This window comes from Edaphobacter sp., assembly GCF_035763405.1.
GTDB lineage: Bacteria > Acidobacteriota > Terriglobia > Terriglobales > Acidobacteriaceae > Edaphobacter.
This window is the reverse complement of record NZ_DASUBE010000066.1, coordinates 1-17,216: the sequence shown is the minus strand read 5'-3', so window position 1 is coordinate 17,216 and position 17,216 is coordinate 1. Positions and strand designations below refer to the sequence as shown.

Annotated in this window: 12 protein-coding genes; 3 read left to right on the top strand and 9 right to left on the bottom strand. The window is 59.6% G+C overall.

All coding sequences use genetic code 11. The features are described 5' to 3' along the window. Window positions 1-10: 10 nt before the first annotated feature. From VFU66_RS06475 to kdgD, 3 genes are read right to left on the bottom strand one after another with little or no spacing between them, the layout of a single operon-like run. Window positions 11-1,366 (bottom strand): enolase C-terminal domain-like protein, encoded by a 1,356-nt coding sequence (locus tag VFU66_RS06475; protein ID WP_326445424.1) that lies wholly within the window; start codon window positions 1,364-1,366, stop codon window positions 11-13. Continuing rightward, entirely contained in the window at window positions 1,363-2,700 is a 1,338-nt protein-coding gene (locus tag VFU66_RS06470) for an MFS transporter (RefSeq protein WP_326445423.1), read from the bottom strand. The genes VFU66_RS06475 and VFU66_RS06470 overlap by 4 nt, the downstream gene beginning before the upstream one ends. A 23-nt stretch (window positions 2,701-2,723) precedes the next feature. After that, window positions 2,724-3,614, bottom strand: a complete 891-nt coding sequence (gene kdgD / locus VFU66_RS06465; RefSeq protein ID WP_326445422.1) for a 5-dehydro-4-deoxyglucarate dehydratase — start codon at window positions 3,612-3,614, stop codon at window positions 2,724-2,726. A gap of 225 nt (window positions 3,615-3,839) precedes the next feature. On the opposite strand from kdgD, the gene VFU66_RS06460 reads away from it, so the two are divergent. Beyond that, window positions 3,840-5,417: a ribulokinase gene (locus tag VFU66_RS06460; RefSeq protein WP_326445421.1), complete on the top strand. Its 1,578-nt coding sequence runs from the start codon at window positions 3,840-3,842 to the stop codon at window positions 5,415-5,417. Between the two features lie 125 nt (window positions 5,418-5,542). Here the strand turns inward: VFU66_RS06460 and VFU66_RS06455 are convergent, their stop codons facing one another. Both VFU66_RS06455 and VFU66_RS06450 read right to left on the bottom strand, forming a co-directional pair. After that, a complete protein-coding gene (locus VFU66_RS06455; protein ID WP_326445420.1) occupies window positions 5,543-7,198 on the bottom strand; it encodes an alpha-N-arabinofuranosidase in 1,656 nt (551 codons plus the stop codon). Window positions 7,199-7,277: 79 nt separating this feature from the next. Continuing rightward, window positions 7,278-7,481, bottom strand: a complete 204-nt coding sequence (locus tag VFU66_RS06450) for a hypothetical protein (protein WP_326445419.1) — start codon at window positions 7,479-7,481, stop codon at window positions 7,278-7,280. Between the two features lie 424 nt (window positions 7,482-7,905). On the opposite strand from VFU66_RS06450, the gene VFU66_RS06445 reads away from it, so the two are divergent. Next, entirely contained in the window at window positions 7,906-8,997 is a 1,092-nt protein-coding gene (locus tag VFU66_RS06445) for a LacI family DNA-binding transcriptional regulator (protein WP_326445418.1), read from the top strand. Window positions 8,998-9,000: 3 nt separating this feature from the next. On the opposite strand, the gene VFU66_RS06440 is transcribed toward VFU66_RS06445, so the two are convergent. Beyond that, window positions 9,001-9,852 carry a tetratricopeptide repeat protein gene (locus tag VFU66_RS06440; RefSeq protein ID WP_326445417.1) on the bottom strand — a complete coding sequence of 284 codons (852 nt, stop codon included), beginning with the start codon at window positions 9,850-9,852 and terminating at the stop codon, window positions 9,001-9,003. Between the two features lie 282 nt (window positions 9,853-10,134). After that, window positions 10,135-11,154, bottom strand: coding sequence for a tetratricopeptide repeat protein (locus VFU66_RS06435; protein WP_326445416.1), 1,020 nt, complete (start codon window positions 11,152-11,154; stop codon window positions 10,135-10,137). Window positions 11,155-11,250: 96 nt separating this feature from the next. On the opposite strand from VFU66_RS06435, the gene VFU66_RS06430 reads away from it, so the two are divergent. After that, window positions 11,251-13,074 carry a CRTAC1 family protein gene (locus tag VFU66_RS06430; RefSeq protein ID WP_414649384.1) on the top strand — a complete coding sequence of 608 codons (1,824 nt, stop codon included), beginning with the start codon at window positions 11,251-11,253 and terminating at the stop codon, window positions 13,072-13,074. Between the two features lie 68 nt (window positions 13,075-13,142). Here VFU66_RS06430 and VFU66_RS06425 read toward each other — a convergent pair whose 3' ends face one another. Then, the gene (locus VFU66_RS06425; RefSeq protein ID WP_326445415.1) at window positions 13,143-16,541 is read right to left on the bottom strand and encodes a TonB-dependent receptor; all 3,399 of its coding nucleotides are present in this window, start codon (window positions 16,539-16,541) and stop codon (window positions 13,143-13,145) included. A 264-nt stretch (window positions 16,542-16,805) separates the two neighbouring features. Beyond that, on the bottom strand, window positions 16,806-17,216 hold a 411-nt coding region (locus VFU66_RS06420), incomplete at its 5' end, for a DUF2237 family protein (RefSeq protein ID WP_326445414.1).

The window sequence follows — 17,216 nt, the reverse complement described above, 5'->3', positions numbered from 1 at the left end:
TCGCGCGCCTTCAGGTGAGACAAGGCCGTTTAGGATTGAACTTCCATCCGGGACGCAGATATTGCATCGCCACAGCGTCGTCACGCCCGCCAGCTCCTGCCTGTTGATAGAGACGATGCGCAGCTTCTACCCGCTCCATGTCCAGTACGATGCCCAACCCGGGACGATCCGGCACAGTCAGCTTGCCTGCCACAATCTTCAGTGGCTCCGCCGTCAGTCGCTGTCCATCTTGCCATATCCAGTGTGTGTCGATCGCGGTTACATTGCCCGGCGCTGCTGCCGCTACATGCGTGAACATGGCCAGCGAGACATCAAGGTGATTGTTCGAGTGCGATCCCCACGTCATTCCCCACTCGCGGCAAAACTGCGCCACGCGCACCGATCCCTGCATTGTCCAGAAGTGCGGATCAGCCAGGGGAATATCCACCGCCTTCTCTTCCACCGCGTATCTCATTTCTCGCCAATCGGTCGCAATCATATTCGTCGCAGTAGGCAGACCAGTGGCTCGACGAAACTCCGCCAACGTCTCTCTGCCTGAGAAGCCATGTTCTGCACCACAAGGATCTTCCGCGTAGGCCAACACGTTCCCCTTTCCTCTGCACAGAGCAACCGCCTCCGCGAGAGACCACGCTCCGTTTGGATCAAGTGTGATGCGGGCATCAGAAAACCTCTCAGCGAGCGCAGACGCGGTTTCCATCTCCTGGGCGCCGGAAAATACGCCACCTTTCAATTTGAAGTCCCGAAAGCCATATCTCTCATGTGCGGCTTCGGCCAGGCGAAGAACCGCATCACTCGACAATGCCTCTTCGTGCCGCAGCCGTAACCAATTATCACTCGCACGCTCATCGCTCTTATAAGGAAGGCCAGTCTTCTTTCTGTCGCCGATAAAGAAGAGATAGCCGAGAACGTCCACGCAGCTTCGCTGTTGCCCCTCTCCCAGCAACTCTGCAACCGGCACACCCAGATATTGTCCAAGCAAATCAAGCAGTGCGCACTCAATCGCCGTCACTGCATGAACAGTAGTCCGCAGATCGAATGTCTGCACACCCCTTCCGGCAGCATCTCGGTCCGCAAAGCGCCTTCGCACCTCGTTCAGAATGCGCTGGTACGATGCAATCTGCTTACCCTCCACCAAAGATCGCGACTCTTCAAGCACCTGACGAATCTTCTCGCCGCCCGGCACCTCGCCCACTCCTGTGTGTCCTGCACTATCACTCACAATGACCAGGTTCCGCGTAAAAAAGGGCGCGTGTGCACCGCTCAGGTTCAACAACATGCTGTCGTGGCCCGCAACCGGCACCACGTGCATCGTCCTGATCTGTGGCGAGCTGTAGGAGGAACTCCGGATTGCGGCCTGCTCTATCATGCAGCCTCCCCTTCAGGTTTAGGCAGCCTCAAATCAACGCGCTTAATCTCGCCCACAATCGGCAGATAGGCGACAATTGCCATCAACGCCGTCGCCACAACAAAGACGAGCGCGCCGTTGAAGGAACCGGTTTGCTTCACGATATATCCAATGACAATAGGCGTGGTGATGCCGGCCAGATTTCCAATCAAATTGAATAGCCCGCCGTTGATGCCAATCAGTGTCTTCGGCGATGTGTCGGCAATCACCGTCCAACCCAGCGCGCCGAAACCTTTGCCGAAGAAGGCGAAAGAGAGCAACAGCATCACAAGCCATTGCGAGTTGGTGTAGTTGCAACCGATCATCGTCACCGCAAGCAACATCCCGGCGACAATCGGCAGCTTGCGCGCAAACGTTAGCGAGTGCCCCGCGTGCAGCAGCCTGTCTGAAGCCACGCCACCCAAAATTCCGCCAACCGATCCGCATAGCGCAGGCAGCGCAGCCATAATCCCTACCTTAACGATCGACATGTGCCGCGCCTGGCTTAGATACACCGGAAACCATGTCAAGAAAAACCACGTCAGCGTTGTAATGCAATACTGACCCAGATAGATTCCAACCAACATCCGGTTGCCCAGCAGCATTCGGATCGCAGACCACGTGAGCTGGTTTGCGGGCCCCTTCTGCGCTGCCCCTTCTTTGAGGTCAATGTTGGTTAACCCGCCACCCTGCTCAATGTGATCGATCTCCGACTGATTGATACGAGGATGGCTCTTTACTCCATGAATGACCTTCGTCCAGAAAAACGCCAGGACGAAGCCAAGCACGCCCAGAAACCAAAAGCACTCCTTCCAGCCGCTGATGTGCGCAATCCATCCCATAATCGGCGCAAAGAGGACGAGCGCGAAGTACTGCGAAGCATTAAAGATCGCCGATGCCGTTCCACGCTCCGCCGCCGGAAACCAGCTCGCAACGATGCGCCCATTGCCGGGGAACACCGGCGATTGCGCAAACCCGGACAGCAGCCGCAACAAGAAGATCACCGTGAACGCAATCGCCGCCGGAAAGTACCCGGCGAAGCCCACAAGAAGCGCCAGCAGCGACCAGCAGACGATACTTATCCCGTAGACCCGCTTCGATCCATACCGGTCCAGCAGACCGCCCGCAGGCAGTTGTCCGGCAACGTAAGCCCAACTGAATCCGGAGAACAGATAGCCCAGCTTCAGCGCATTCAGGTGCAGGTCGCGCGAGATCGAGACGCCCGCAATCGAGAGCGCCACACGGTCGCCATAACTGAATGCACTCGCTGCAAACAGCATCAGGACGATCAGGTACCGCACCCGCGTCGGCTTCATTGATGCGCCGCTCTGTGGGCCTGTCAGGAGCAGTCTCCGATCAGTTTCTTCAACTCGGCAAGCTCCTGCTGATTCAAATCGACCAGCGGCGAACGCACAGGACCCGCTGGACGACCAACCGCTGTCAGCCCGGCCTTAACGATAGATACCGCGTAGCCCTTCCCACGGTTGCGGATCGCAATGTACGGCAGCACAAATTCGCGCAGACCTGCATACACCTTGGCGTGGTCACGCCGCCTCACTGCCTGATAAAACTTCTGCGCAAAGTTTGGAACGAAGTTGAAGATAGCTGAGGAGTATGTCGTAACTCCCATCTCCAGATAAGGGAGTGCAAAAGTCTCCGCCGTCGGCAGCCCTCCTATATAGGTTAAGCGGTCGCCCAACCTTGCGTAAATGCGGGTCATTAACTCAATGTCGCCGTGTCCGTCTTTGAAGCCAACGAGATTTGGACATCGCTCGCAAAGCTTTGCCAGTGTCGTATCGTCCATCACGGCGTTGTCGCGGTTATAAAAGATGACGCCCAGCTGCGTCGAGGCGCAGACTGCCTCAGCATGGGCCGCAAGGCCATCTGCACTGGCGTTCACCAGATACGGAGGCATCAGCAGCAAGCCATCTGCCCCCGCGTCTTCAGCCGCTTTGGCGAACTCCTTCGCCATTGCCGTGCCGTAGCCGCACCCGGCAAGCACGGGCACGCGCCCAGCCGTCTCACGCACCGCCGCGCTCACAACCTCGGAAAACTCCGCCAGTGTCAGCGAGAAGAACTCGCCCGTGCCGCCGGCTGCAAAGAGTCCGGCAGGATTGTGTTCCAGCAACCATGCAATATGTCGTCGGTAAGAATCTTCGTCAAATGCATAGTCACTTGCAAAGTGCGTAACCGGAAAGGAGAGCAGGCCCTCGCCTATCTTCTTCGCCATCTCCGCGGGATCCATTCTCTGCATTCCTGTGCCTCTCTTCTGGATTTCTGTCGCATTGCGAACTAAGTAAATATATCGCACTGGTATAACCACATTCTCGCCACCCACATACGTTGCATACTGACCCAAAAGCTATCCATCATTGACAATCAGCCTACAAAACCGATAGAAATAACCCGAGAAAACGATTTCTTCAACATCCCTTTACACACTTAAGGAGCAGCCTTGGCAATCGTCGCCGGAGTCGACTTTGGAACACTCAGCGTCCGCGTAACCCTGCTCTCCGGCGAGAAAGGCCGTCTGGGAACGGCATCGGCCGAATATCCTCTCGCGCGTCGTCGCGAAGATCCCGACTACGCCACGCAGTCTCACGCCGACCAGATGCAGGCGCTCATTCGAGCCACCCATCAGGTACTTGCCGAAAGCAACGTCCGCGGCGAAGACGTCGCAGCCATTGCTCTCGACACCACCGGCTCCAGCGTCATTCCAGTCGATACGCAATTACAGCCGCTCGACGACTACTACCTCTGGTGTGACCATCGCGCTCATCAAGAGGCTCGCCAGATTACCGAGCTTGCCCTCGCCGAAGACCTCGAAGCCATCCACTGGTGCGGCAACGTGTACTCGCACGAATGGGGCTTTGCCAAACTACTGCACTGGCTGCGTCACAACCCGCAGAAACGCGAACGCTTCGCCACCGCACTCGAACATTGCGATATGGTCGCCGCCACGCTCACCGGCGTCACCGATCCGGCAAAAGTAAAGCGCAGTATCTGCGCCATGGGGCACAAGTGGATGTGGAACCCCAAATGGGGAGGCCTTCCGCCGCAGTCCTTTCTATCCAAGGTAGACCCGCTCTTCGACGGCATCCGCGAAAAACTCGGCGGCGAATATCTTGCCTCCGACTCCGTCTCCGGCCAGCTCACCGAGAGATGGGCCGCACAAATGGGCCTCCGGCCTGGCATCCCCATCCCAGTCGGCGCGTTCGACGCGCACTGGGACGCCATCGGCGCAGGCTGCCGTGCAGGTGATGTCGTCAACGTCGTCGGCACCTCCACCTGCATCATCGCCATGGCCAGGAAACCCGAGCTTGTCCCCGGCGTCTGCGGTGTCGTCCCTGGCAGCGTGCATCCGGGCTATACAGGAATCGAAGCCGGCCTCTCCGCCACCGGCGACATCTTCGAGGCCATCGCGCGTCGTGCCGGAGTCAAGGTCAGCGAGTTGGCCCGTGGTCTCGAAGCCTATCGCGCGGGCCAGACCGGCCTGCTTCGCCTCACCTGGGACAACGGCGACCGCACCGTCCTCGTCAATCCCGAACTCGGTGGAGTCACCTTCGGCTGGAACCTGCTGCACACCGCACAGGATGAACTCTTCAGCGCCATCGAAGGCACGGCATTCCACACACGCATCATCCTCGATCGCATGGCCGAACACGGTGTTCCGGTCGAACGCGTCATCAACGCAGGCGGTATCCCTCAAAACAATTCCGTGCTCAATCAGATTTACGCCAACGTGTTCAACAAGCCTGTGCTCGTGCCCGATGGAACGCCCACCAGCCTAGGCTCAGGCATCTTCGCGTTACTCGCCGCCGGGGACTTCAAGACCATCGAAGAGGCGCAGAAGAACATCTGTCTGCCCTACCGCACCTACACCCCAGAGCCCAAGGCAGTCGCGGTTTACAATCAGCTCTTCCCCCTCTACCGCAAAGCCTACTTCGCGCTCGGCCAGTCGTCTGCCCAAGCCATCCCGCTCGGCGATATTCTCCCCGATCTGCGCAAAATCGCAGCCTCAGCTCGTGCCTGACTTTCAATCCACCATCCGCAGAGGATGGCCGCACGCAGGTCTGGAGAAATAAACGCACATCAACAATAGAAAGAAGAGGCGCGGTCGCAACGGCCACGCCTCTTCTCCGCACGCGCAGACGGTCACTACCCCAGATGAATCGTAACCTTGCTTACCGACGCAGGCGGAAATGTAAAGACAACCGCACCGCCCTTCACTTCAACCGAATGCTTTGTCGTCTGAACTACATTCGGCTGCTCGAATGTGTTGTGCGCGTGAATATCTGCGTTCGTCAGCACAACGGCCTCGGCTGACGCAACGCCTCCCTCTCCGCGCAGCGCAATCTCCGTCAGCCGTGATTCCTTCACGTCTGGATTCGTCACCGTCAGCGTCACCGTCTTGCCGCTGATCGAGGCAGATCCAAGCAGTCCGGACAGCGACGCGGATTTACCCATCCTTTGATAACTGACCTGCGGAGCAGAAACATTCAGCCGCAAAGACTGCGCTCCCTGATGTGCCGCATACATATCAAAAACATGAAATACAGGCGTCGTAATGAACTTATCCCCGTGCGAGAAGAACAGCGCGTTCAGGCAGTTCACCAGTTGCGCGCACGCGGCCATTCCAACCTTCTCTGCATGACGGTTGAAGATGTCGAGCGTCATCGCCGTCAGCAGAGCATCACGCAGCGTGACCTGCTGACCCAGCAAATGCGTAGGATCGAGCTGGGTTCCAGGCTTATACCACGCACCATACTCATCGACCACCAGCCGAATGTTGCGCGCAGGATCAAACTCTCCCAGCAAGCCCCACTGCGCCTCAACGATCTCCTCCATCTTCAGTCCTTGTAGGAACAACTCGTACCATCCCTCATCGTCGAAGTTGAGCGCATCGCCCTTCGCTGCAACCCAGTCGTTCGTCTTTCCCTCGCTCATGTTCCACGTATAGTAGTGGACGCTCCATCCTCGCAGCTCGCGCGGCATATAGTTCTTCTTGCGTAGTGCCTCGAAGAACCCGTTTGTCCATTCCAGATCGTTGCCGTTCGAACCCGAGCCGACGAAATAGAGCGGCACTCCATAGCCCGGCACCCACGTCGTAAAACGCCTGAACTCTTCTGCATACTCTCCGGGTTCAAAATTGCCGCCGCAACCCCAGCTCTCGTTCCCCACGCCCCAGAACTTCACATCATACGGTTCCACAGAGCCATTCGCCGCCCGTTGCTTTGCCAGCGTGGTCGATCCGGCAGGAGAGTTACAGTACTCAACCCAGCGCGCAAACGCCATCGCCGGCAGGCTGCGAAGATTGCTCGCGAGATACGGCTCGGCCCCGCTCAGCTTGCAGAAGCGCAGAAACTCGTCGGTGCCGAACGCATTGGTCTCGTACTTCTGCACTGCGTTACCCTTCAACCGTTGCGCATCCGGATCGCCCGCCCAGAAGTTCGTGCGCGTCGGCCGGTCTTTCCCTGGGCCAATCCCGTCCCGCCAGTCATAGCTATCGGCGAAGCATCCGCCGGGCCACCGCACTACCGGAACGCGAATCTGCCTCAGCCGGTCGACGATCTCTTTGCGAATACCGTGAACATTGGGAATCGGCGATCCCTCACCTACCCAGATACCGTCATAGATCACACCACCCAGATGCTCGGTAAACTGCCCATATATCTCCGGCGCGATGGTTCCGACGCTTTCCTCCAGCAGAATCTCGAGATGCGAGTCCGCCGTTGCGCTCCACCCCTGCTGCGCTCCAAATGCGAATACCGCTCCAGCCAGCGACGAGGTCTTCAAGAATCTTCTACGGTCCACAATCACTCTCCATTCAGCACGATGCGCCTCTAAAGCAGCATGTTCGCGCAATATTCATACTGGCTGCAATGACCCGCGATCACTGCAACGTCGAAACATGTACATAGTTGAAGGTTGCAGTATAGCCTGAGCGCTTGCCCGCGTAGAGCGCGAACTTCGCGCCGCTGCCCAGGCTATGCGTCCACGTTCCTCCACACAACCAGGTCGTATCGTCGTTGCTTGAGTAGCCCGTATACAGTTCCTTGCCATCCACGGTGCGCTTAACAATCCGCAGCCACGCCACCTCTTGCCCTGAGACGGCCGCCGCAGAGAATTGCTATCGTCGCCGTAGATCAGCAGGCCCGCCTGCGCGTAGTCGAACCCACTTCCGCTCGTTGGCAGATTAATCGTGACCTTCGCCTCCACCATGTAATCTCCCGTGCGCCCACACCGCGAGCTTCGCCGTGTTGAGCGTCGCCCGTACGGTAATATCCAGCGGTTCCGTACCGGTTAGAAAACGTTACCCCAAATGACAGCATACATACTCCCGCCCTGAACATTGATTGTCAAGCGATACATTTTCTGTATTGGACAGCCGATTGCTCATCGATGAAAACTTCGCAAGGAAACATTTACTCAAACCCTCCTATTTCCCTGCCCCTTCCTCCCTCCCGTCTCCCCCAGCGCGTGTAAGCTATCTTCTGAACGCATTCCCGGAAACCATCGGCATGACTTCTAAAGGAACCAGGCAAAAAAGACGCAGGCTCGACAAACCCGAGCGTATGGACATTCGCACCATCGCCAAGGCGGCCAACGTCTCCATCGCGACGGTCTCGCGTACTATCAACCACGTCTCCACAGTAAACCCCAAGCTCGCAAAGCGGGTCTGGGAAGTCATCGATGAACTCGACTACTTTCCCAACACGCAGGCCCGCGCTCTTGTCTCCGGCCGCAGCCGGCTCTTCGGCCTCATCGTCTCGGAGATCACTAACCCATTTTTCCCCGAGTTGATCCAGGGCTTTGAGGACATCGCTGTCGAAAACGGTTACGAGATCCTCGTCAGTTCCACCAACAACGATCCCAAGCGTATGACGCACTGCATCCGCCGCATGATCGAGCGCAAGGTCGAGGGCGTCGCTGTCATGACCTTCGGCATCGAGGAGCCGCTGCTCGATCAGCTCGCCAAACGCAAAATGCCGCTCGTCTTCATCGACGTCGCCCCAGAGCGCCCGGGCATCAGCCTGCTCAAGGTGGACTACCACCACGGCATCCGCCAGGGAGTGCAGCACCTGGCCGCGCTCGGGCACAGAAGCATCGCCTTCATTAGCGGTCCGGCAAAGTTGCACTCGGCACACTCGCGCGCCATGGCGTTTTCCAAATCGCTCAAGGAATGCGGCATCGCTCCGAATCCGGCGTGGATTGTCGAAGGGGACCACACACTCGAAGGCGGCATCGCTGCCATGGAGCAGGTTCTTGCCGCCAAAGCTATGCCAACCGCAGTGATGTGCTCAAACGACATGACTGCCATCGGCGTGCTGCATAAACTCTACCGCGCGGGGCTCCGCGTCCCCGACGATCTCTCCGTCATCGGCTTCGACGACATCCACATCGCCGAAGTCACCATCCCTCCGCTGACGACCATCCAGATGTCGCGCTACGAACTGGCGCGCTCCGCCTTCTCCGCGCTCCGAGCCCATGTGGAACATAGCGGGGACTCCGCGCCTAAGCGCGAATACAATATTCCCACTGACCTCATCGTTCGGGAATCCACGGGGTTTCCCCGCGGCACCATGGCGCACCTGGGCAAACGCAAGTCCTGACCGTCACCGGCTGCCGTCTGGAGTTTTCAATCGGAGATGGTTCGATGCAGCCTTGTTGTCAGCATCGGCCAGCTTTGTCGCAATCGCCAGTTCGTGGCGCGACTCCTCTGTCTTTCCCAGCCTCGCCAGCGTCAGCCCGAGGTAGTAATGTCCGGGCTGATACTCCGGAGCCGCAGCGGTCGCTCGCTCCAAGAACTCCTCAGCCTTGTCATATTGTTTTTGCCTGAAGTATGCGGTCCCGGTCCCGGCCAGCGCGCCTCCGTGCTTCGGGTTCCGTTCAAGCGTCTTGCTGAAGTTAGCAACGGCATCCTTATAGTCTTGATGCTCAAGCTGGATATCTCCGAGCTGGTAATAGGCTTCGGTTTGTACAGGTTCGAGGGTAATCGACCGCTCAAACTCTGCTTTCGCCTTGTCCATCTGCAACCCCTGCTGGTAGATGCGCCCGAGTCCGTAGTGGGCGGAGGCATCGTTGGGGCGGGCTTTCAGGTAGGCTTCCATGTTCTCTGCGGCCGGTCCGAGTCGTCCGAGATCGAGCTTCACGCGGGCGACGGCGTAGCTGACGCTCGGGTTCTCCGGGTCGATTTTTTGCAGGCGGGCGAGGGTCTCGTCGGCATCCTGGTACAGATGCATCTGGTCTTCGAGGATGCCGAGGTCGTAGAGAAGGCGAGGATTGTCAGGGGAAGATTTTTGAGCGTCCAGCAAAATGTCCAGGGCTCCGTCGTTGTTGCCGGCCTTGCGGGCGTCGAGTGCCTGTCTCTCGGCAGCGATGACGGCTGCATCGGGCGGAGGGACTGCGGCCGCCTGAGGCAAGGCAGCCGCGAGGAGCACGAGCGACGAGAGTCCGGCTAGCAACATAGGCTCCGGGTGAGACCCCCCTCCCCCTATTTAAGTCCTAAAGTCCTTCGAACAAAGGGGTTAGGTCCGGACCTCGACATTGGGGTCCATCCATAAAATGGAAGCCTTCCGAAGAAGGTTAGTGAGGCACTCTTTTCCCCTATTTCTATTTTACCGAGGCGAGAAAACTCAACCGCCAGATTTCTGAGATTTTTTTGCACGCGAGCACCGCGCAGCAAGCAAGACGACCGTCGGCCGCAAGCGAAGACCACTGCCAGTTGGCATCCTCAACTTGAGGCCAATCTAATTCCTGTCTGGGGTTGAATGGGAGCCGTTGAGGGCGGCGGCACGGGCAAACTCCGCGCGCGCACGGGCGTCCTGACCCTGCCGCCGATAGACCTGGCCAAGCATGAAATGCAGCGCCGCGTTGTCAGGGGAGAGCGTGACCGCCTGAGTAAACTGCTGGGTGGCGTCGCTCAGCTTTCCCTGATGCAGGTAGAGGTGCCCCAACTGCTCGCGGATCTTCGGGTCGCGCGGCGCGATCGCCACGGCCCTGGTAAGCAGCAAGAGTGCCTCATCGAAATGCCCGCGATGCATCAGGACAATCGCCAGATTGAGCATGGGCTGTTCGCCTGGAGGCTTGCTCGCCTGCTCGCCAAGATCCTGCTCGGACTGGAGCGCCTTGCGATAGGCCGCAATGGCGTCGTCGGTGCGGTTCAGCCCCTCGTAGGCGAGCCCCAGGTTATTCTCGGCTTTGACGCTGCGTGGTTCGAGCGCGAGCGCCTTTTGGAAGCACTCCACCGCATCCTGAAACCGGCCCTTTGTGTAGCGGATGCGCCCGAGGCCATACCAGGCATCGGGGTCCTTGCTGTTCATCTGGAGTGAACGGCGCATCCAGTTGTCCGCATCGTCGTAGTCGTTCAGCAGGACATAGTCGAGCGCCACGTTTTTAAGGTCTTCAGCAGAGGGCGTCCGCAGTTTGGCCGCGAGCGTGTACTCGCCCAGCGAGTCCTTTGGCCGGTCCAGGCGCATAAGCGTGTACGCGAGCAGAAAGCGCCCGCTGGCTGAGTGCTCGTTGCTACTGAGATACGCGCGCAGATCAGCCTCGGCGCGCTGGAATTCTCCGGATTCGACGAGTTGCCGTGCGCGCTCCAGAGCAGGATCAGTGAATGCCGGTTGCATAACAGCGGGGACATTCGGCAACACCTGTCCCGCTGCGAGTCCCGTAAGCAGGCACATCAGTGAAAACAGCACCAACGTCTTTCGCCTATCGAAGACCATGCCCTTCCGCAGGCCAGACAGCGGCCTGATCGAAGACCTCACAGGCACCCTTTCCGCTCCTTCTCCCGGCGCTCGTGCGCGCCCGACACTTGCATGGTAAACCTGTTCATAGCCCGACTGTTTGCAAGGACCCTGTTCATGCCCGCTTGCCGCCCCACGCTCTATCGTCTTTTTTCGCTTCGCTCGATGGCCGTCGCTGCACTCTGCTCGACGCTCTTGCCCGGCATGGCCGGTGCGCAGGCGCCGCAGATGGGCGGGGTCAACACGGGTGGCGTGCACCAGGCGGTGCTTGATGCCGAACACAGGCCGATCACCGCAGGAGGCTTCGTCAAATCCGGCCCCATCGTCTTTGAGGACGTCGCCCAGAAGGCTGGACTGTACACGTGGAAGCACACGATGGGCACGGCGCAAAAGAAGTACATCATCGACACGAACGGCTCCGGCGTGGGGCTGATTGACTACAACAACGACGGCTGGCTGGACATCTACCTGGTCAACGGCTCGACCGAGGACGCGCTGACGGGAAAGGCGACTCCGCCCCACGCCGCGCTCTTTCGCAACAATCACGACGGCACCTTCACTGACGTGGCCGAGCAGGCAGGAGTGACCAATGACCGCTGGGGCGTGGGTGTCGCCATTGCGGACTACGACAACGACGGCTGGCCTGACATCTTTGTCTCGAACTTCGGCAAGAACCGCCTCTACCACAACAACCATGACGGCACCTTCACCGACGTGGCAGAGAAGGCAGGAGTGCAGCTTGGCAACTGGTCCGCAGGGGCGACCTGGGGCGACTACGATGGCGATGGGCGGCTTGATCTCTTCGTCCCCGGTTACGTTCACTTCGACCTGGCGCATCCGCCTGCCTCCAGCAGCCAGGGCACGATGCTGTGCCAGTTTCGCGGCATGGAGGTGATGTGTGGGCCTCGCGGTTTGAAGGGTGAGGCCGACCACCTGTTCCATAACAACGGCGATGGTACCTTTACCGACGTGAGCGAGAAGGCTGGAGTCAGCGACAAGAGCCTCTACTACGGACTCGCTTCGCTGTTCATCGATGTCAACGGCGACGGCAAGCCCGACCTGCTCGTAGCCGACGACTCCACGCCCAACTATCTGTACATCAACAAAGGCAACGGCACGTTCGAGGACGACAGCTACGCCTCCGGCTACGCGCTGAACGAGAACGGCCGCGAGACCGCGTCGATGGGCATCGCCTACGGTGACTACCGCAACAACGGCCTGGTGGACTTCTACAACACCACCTTTTCCGACGACTACAACCCGCTCTACCGCGACGATGGCGACGCCAACTTCACCGACGTCAGCTACCAGATGGGAGTCGCTGAACCTACGATTCCCTTTCTCGGCTGGGGCGACGCCTTCCTTGACTACGACAACGACGGCTGGAAGGACCTCGTCATCGCCAACGGGCACGTCTACCCAGAGGTCGATAAGACAAACTGGGGAACTACGTTCGCCCAGCGTCCGCTGTTGTTCCGCAACATCGATGGCAAGAAGTTCGCCGAAGTCCCCGCTGTCGAAGGCACGGGGCTCGCCAAAACCTACGTAGGGCGCGGTCTCGCCGTTGGCGACCTCTTCAACGATGGCAGGCTCGATGTCGTCATCAACGTCCTCGACGGCCATCCGGCGCTGTTGCGCAATGTCTCGAACGACAAGCACCACTGGGTGGAATTGAAACTCGTGGGAGGACCGAAGAGCCCGCGCGACGCGATCGGCGCAACGGTCTACCTGACAGCGAACGGGATGCGCCAGAGGGAAGATGTCGTCTCCGGGGGGAGCTACGCTTCGACCAACGACCCGCGCCTGCACTTCGGCCTGGGCGACGCCACGAAGATCGACCTCATCGAGATCCATTGGCCTGACGGCTCAAAAGAAAAGTTCACGCTCGACAAGGTTGACCAGATCGTCACCCTGACAGAGGGCAAAGGCGCGAAGCTGTAGAAACTCTTCAGTAAAACGAAAGCGGCCTCGGAGATGATCCGGGGCCGCTTCGTGTTGGGTGGAGATGGTTAGAAGGACAGCTTCGCCGACACCTGCAACTGTCGCGGGCCATAGAGCGTATTGGCTGTGCTCGACGGAGCGCCGAAAGCGGAAGCCCCCGTTGCCGTGAAGGGAAGGATGCAGCCCTGCAACGCAGCGCCGGATGGCCCCGGCGTCTGGGTATTGAGATTGCACGCCGGATTCGGCGTCTTCGTTGAGGGAAGAGCCGCGGCACTGTACTGCGCGTAGGTGCCGTTGACGCCGGTGATGATGCGGCGGTTGAGCAGGTTGAAGGCTTCGCCGATGAGCTGAAGCTTGAGGTTCTCGTAGATGGGAATGTCGCGCGTGATGCGCATATCGAGACCGTTGAAGCCGGGTGCGTAGATGCTGTTGCGGCCAACCTGCGGTGCGCGACCTGTGGTAGCAAAGCCTGAGCTGGAACTGATAGCGCCGCCATAGATATTGCCGCCTGAGCCGTAGCTGCCGGAGCCGCCGTTGTAGACCGTGCCGCTCATGCTGAGGAAGATGGGCTGGCCGCCGGACGCGACGAAGCCGCCGGAGAAGAGGAAGTCATCCACAGCCAACTTCACCCACTTGTTGTCCGGCATGATCTTCGGCTGATAGACGAAGCTCATCACGAAGCGATTGCGGATGTCGTTATCGGAGTTACCGTAGTCGCGGCGAGGATCGTTGGGGTCGAGCGGCGTATCGCCACCGTAGAAGGTGCCGAAGGACCCGGCAACCTGTCCCGTGTCGGTTGCATGTGACCAGGTGTAGTTGGCGAGCAGTTCGAGCCCGTTTGCGAATGGGCGGCGGAGGCTGACGGCCATCGAGTGATACCAGGTGTTGGCCACCGAGAAGCCGGTGTTGTAGGACTGGAGCGTGGGGATGCGACGGTCGTTGATCAGATAGACAGGCACCGTATATTGACGGACCAGCTTCCCGCTTGCGTCGAGCAGGTTGTATGTGGCGCTCCCATGCGGGGTCTGGCCGCGCAGATTGGCATCGACGAAGATAGGCAGGCGCAGGCCGCGAGTGCCTACGTAGCCGACCGAGAGCGACATCTTGCCGGGCAGGGCCTGCTCAACACCGAGTTCGGCTTCGTGCGCCAGCGGCGGTACGAAGTTGGGGTCGAGGCCGTGGAAGCTCACCGATCCCTTGCCGCTGGAGTTCGTGACGGTCGGCTTATTTGCACCCGTCGGTATGGCGGCCGAGGAGAGCGGCGGGCCGGGAGGCGTAAAGGGAACGTTGGGAAAGACAATACCGACAGCCGAGGGATTGCAGGGCGTCGAGGAGGTGAGTGTGTTCGAGCCGCAGCCCGTGAAGTTGTAGTTCACCTGAATGACGCCGTTCTCGACGCGCATGGCATAGTAGGTCGAGCCCTGGTTGAGCGCCGAGAACAGACCGTAGCCCGCCCGCACGACTGTGCCGTTGTGCGGCGACCACGCGAGGGCGATGCGCGGCTGCACGCGGCTGGTGTTCTTGATGGTGCTGCTGTAGAGCGTGGAAAGCGGCGGGTAGTTAGGATTGTTCTTGATGGGCGGAGGCGTGATCTGGATGTCGTAGCGCACACCGGCGGTGAGGGTGACGTTCGGACGCACCTTCCAGGCATCTTCGGCAAAGCCGTCGAACATCTTCATCCAGAAGTCGTCGAGGCCGGCCTTGGAGGCGGGGTTGAGGATGTCGGTGGTCTGGACGAGGCTGGTGAAGTGATAGCCGGCGACGGGGTCGGTATCGCCGGCCTGGCCGGCGAAGCTGTCGGCAGCCCAGTTGGCGAAGTTGATCGCATTGGTCGCTCCGGAGTAGGAGTAAATACCACCACCCTGGAAGAGGTTGATCATGACCTCGTGGACGATGTTGGCGTCGCCGCCGAACTTGAAGGTGTGGTGTCCGCGCGTGGTGGAGAAGACGTCCGTGATCTGCGTGCGGTGCTCGTCGGGCTCAGCAGTGCGGGGCAGCGCATTCGGCATACCGTAGGTGAAGGTGCCAATGGCTACGCTGGGAGCGGCTGCATTGGCTCCGGCGGTCTCAAGGTCACGGCCATACTGGAAATGGACCTGATTGATGGAGATCGCAGAGATCTGAGTGGTGAATCCGCCCACGAGGAACCGCTCGTGATAGTGGGTGGGGCCGTTGGTGGTTGGAGAACTGCCGTTGAAGGTGTTCGATCCGTTGTAGCCGTAGGTGGAGTCGTAGTTGGCGAAGTTGTAGTTCACGAACATGTCGTTCTTCGCGTTGATGTGCCAGTCGAGGCGCGGAAAGAAGATGTCTTCTTTAGAGAAGCGTGTGGGCGCGCCATAGCCGTTCGCCAAAATGAAGTTGATGGCGGAGGTACACTGCGCAGCGGTAATGGTGCTCGGGCACTGCGTGGGTGAGATGACCGTTCCGTTCTTGTCGGTGGGCGTCGGCGTCAGAGTGATGGGATTGTTGTTGTAGTAGAGCGCCTTGCCCACGCGGCGGAAGCCGTCGTAGGTGAAGAAGTAGAAGAGGCGGTCTTTGATGATGGGGCCTCCGACCGAGCCGCCGAACTGCTGCTGCTGGTGGATGGGCTGGGTGAGCAGGAAGGCCGCGGCCTGCGGGTTGGGCGTGTTGTGCAGCGCGCTCCACTTAGTGAGCGGGTCGAGTGCGTTCAACGACGGGTAGCGCAGATAGTAGAAGAGGTCGCCGTGGATGGCGTTGGTGCCAGACTTGGTGATGGCGTTGACCTGACCGCCTGCGGCTTGTCCGAACTCGACTGAGTAGTTGGAGGTTTCGGCCTGGAACTCCTTGATGGAGTCGAGCGAGTAGACGTAAGGCGCGCCCGAGGAGCGTCCGCGAGCCTCGGAGAAGAGCATCTGATTGTTGTTTGCGCCGTCTACGTAGTTCTGGTTGTAGAGGCCGGAGATGCCGCGGAAGCTGACCAGGCCCGTGCCTCCGTCAGGTGCGACGTTGGGAGTGTTGAGGACGAAGGCGCTCCAGTTGCGGCTGTTGACCGGCAGGTTGCTGATGAGCTGCTGGCCGATGGTCTGCGAGACCTCGGTCTTCTCCGTGTCGAGGATGGGTACTTCGCTTGAGACTTCAACCTGCGTGGTAACGGCACCGGCGGTAAGGGAGGCGTCGATGTTGAGCACCTGGCCGACGGTGAGCAGCAGACCCTTGCGCTCGGTCTTGCTGAAAGCGCCGCCGCCGATGAGCACTTCGTAGTGTCCTGGCTGGAGGAAGGGTGCGGTGTACTCGCCCGCGCCGTTGCTGGAGATTGTGCGGACGACACCGGTGTCGGTGTTGGTGATGAGGACCTGGGCGTTGGGGACGGCCGCGCCGGTGGTATCGGTAACGGTGCCGCTGATGGTGCCGGTACCCGACGTCTGAGCAAGAACCGGCAGCGTGAAGGCGAAGAGAATCGCCGCAAACAGCAAGGCTAGGCGCTTGAAGACAGAGGATATTGTCATTTCACTGGCTCCTGAAGAATTGCAATACTATACCGATAACGATGCATGTACGAAGGACCTCGGATGCATACGCCACCGCTATCGTGTCGCAATTGGCGTTGCCGTGTGGCCTGGGACGAGACTATTGTAGTCCTTGCGCAGCGTTCACCATGTGAAAAGATGATGACGGAGATGTCTCCGGGCAGCCGCGTAACCATTTGGCTGGTAATGATTTCCCGAGACAGGGCGGGGATTCATTTAATTGCGCTCGACCGGGCCCGGGCCCTAATGGAGCATGTCCGGGATGACGGCGTACTGGATGAGGATCTCAAAGGGGACGATCTGGAGTGTGGCTTCATGGGTGGCTTCGAGTACGACCGGGCAGGCCGCTCCAGCTTGATGCACCTGGAGCCAGCGCGCCGCGCAGACGCACCAGCGGTCGCCGGGCTTGAGGCCGTCGAAGCCGAACTCGGGACGCGGGGTGGAGAGATCGTTGCCGAGCACTTTGGACGCTTCGAGAAAAGGTGCGTCCACGATGCAGCAGATGGTGTGTACGCCGAGGTCGTCGGGGCCGGTGTTGCAGCAGTTGTCGCGGTAGAAGCCCGTCGTTGGATTGGCAGGCCCGCAGCCACAGGTAGCAAGCGGTTGGCCAAGGACGTTCCGGCTAGGAGCTTTGGTGGGTTCGGTGGCGGGCAT

Excerpts from the sequence above, each read along its gene's own strand:
- VFU66_RS06425 (WP_326445415.1), bottom strand. The coding sequence starts at position 16,541 with ATGACAATATCCTCTGTCTTCAAGCGCCTAGCCTTGCTGTTTGCGGCG.
- kdgD (WP_326445422.1), bottom strand. The coding sequence starts at position 3,614 with ATGGCGAAGAAGATAGGCGAGGGCCTGCTCTCCTTTCCGGTTACGCAC.
- VFU66_RS06440 (WP_326445417.1), bottom strand. The coding sequence starts at position 9,852 with ATGTTGCTAGCCGGACTCTCGTCGCTCGTGCTCCTCGCGGCTGCCTTG.
- VFU66_RS06475 (WP_326445424.1), bottom strand. The coding sequence starts at position 1,366 with ATGATAGAGCAGGCCGCAATCCGGAGTTCCTCCTACAGCTCGCCACAG.
- VFU66_RS06430 (WP_414649384.1), top strand. The coding sequence starts at position 11,251 with ATGCCCGCTTGCCGCCCCACGCTCTATCGTCTTTTTTCGCTTCGCTCG.
- VFU66_RS06445 (WP_326445418.1), top strand. The coding sequence starts at position 7,906 with ATGACTTCTAAAGGAACCAGGCAAAAAAGACGCAGGCTCGACAAACCC.
- VFU66_RS06470 (WP_326445423.1), bottom strand. The coding sequence starts at position 2,700 with ATGAAGCCGACGCGGGTGCGGTACCTGATCGTCCTGATGCTGTTTGCA.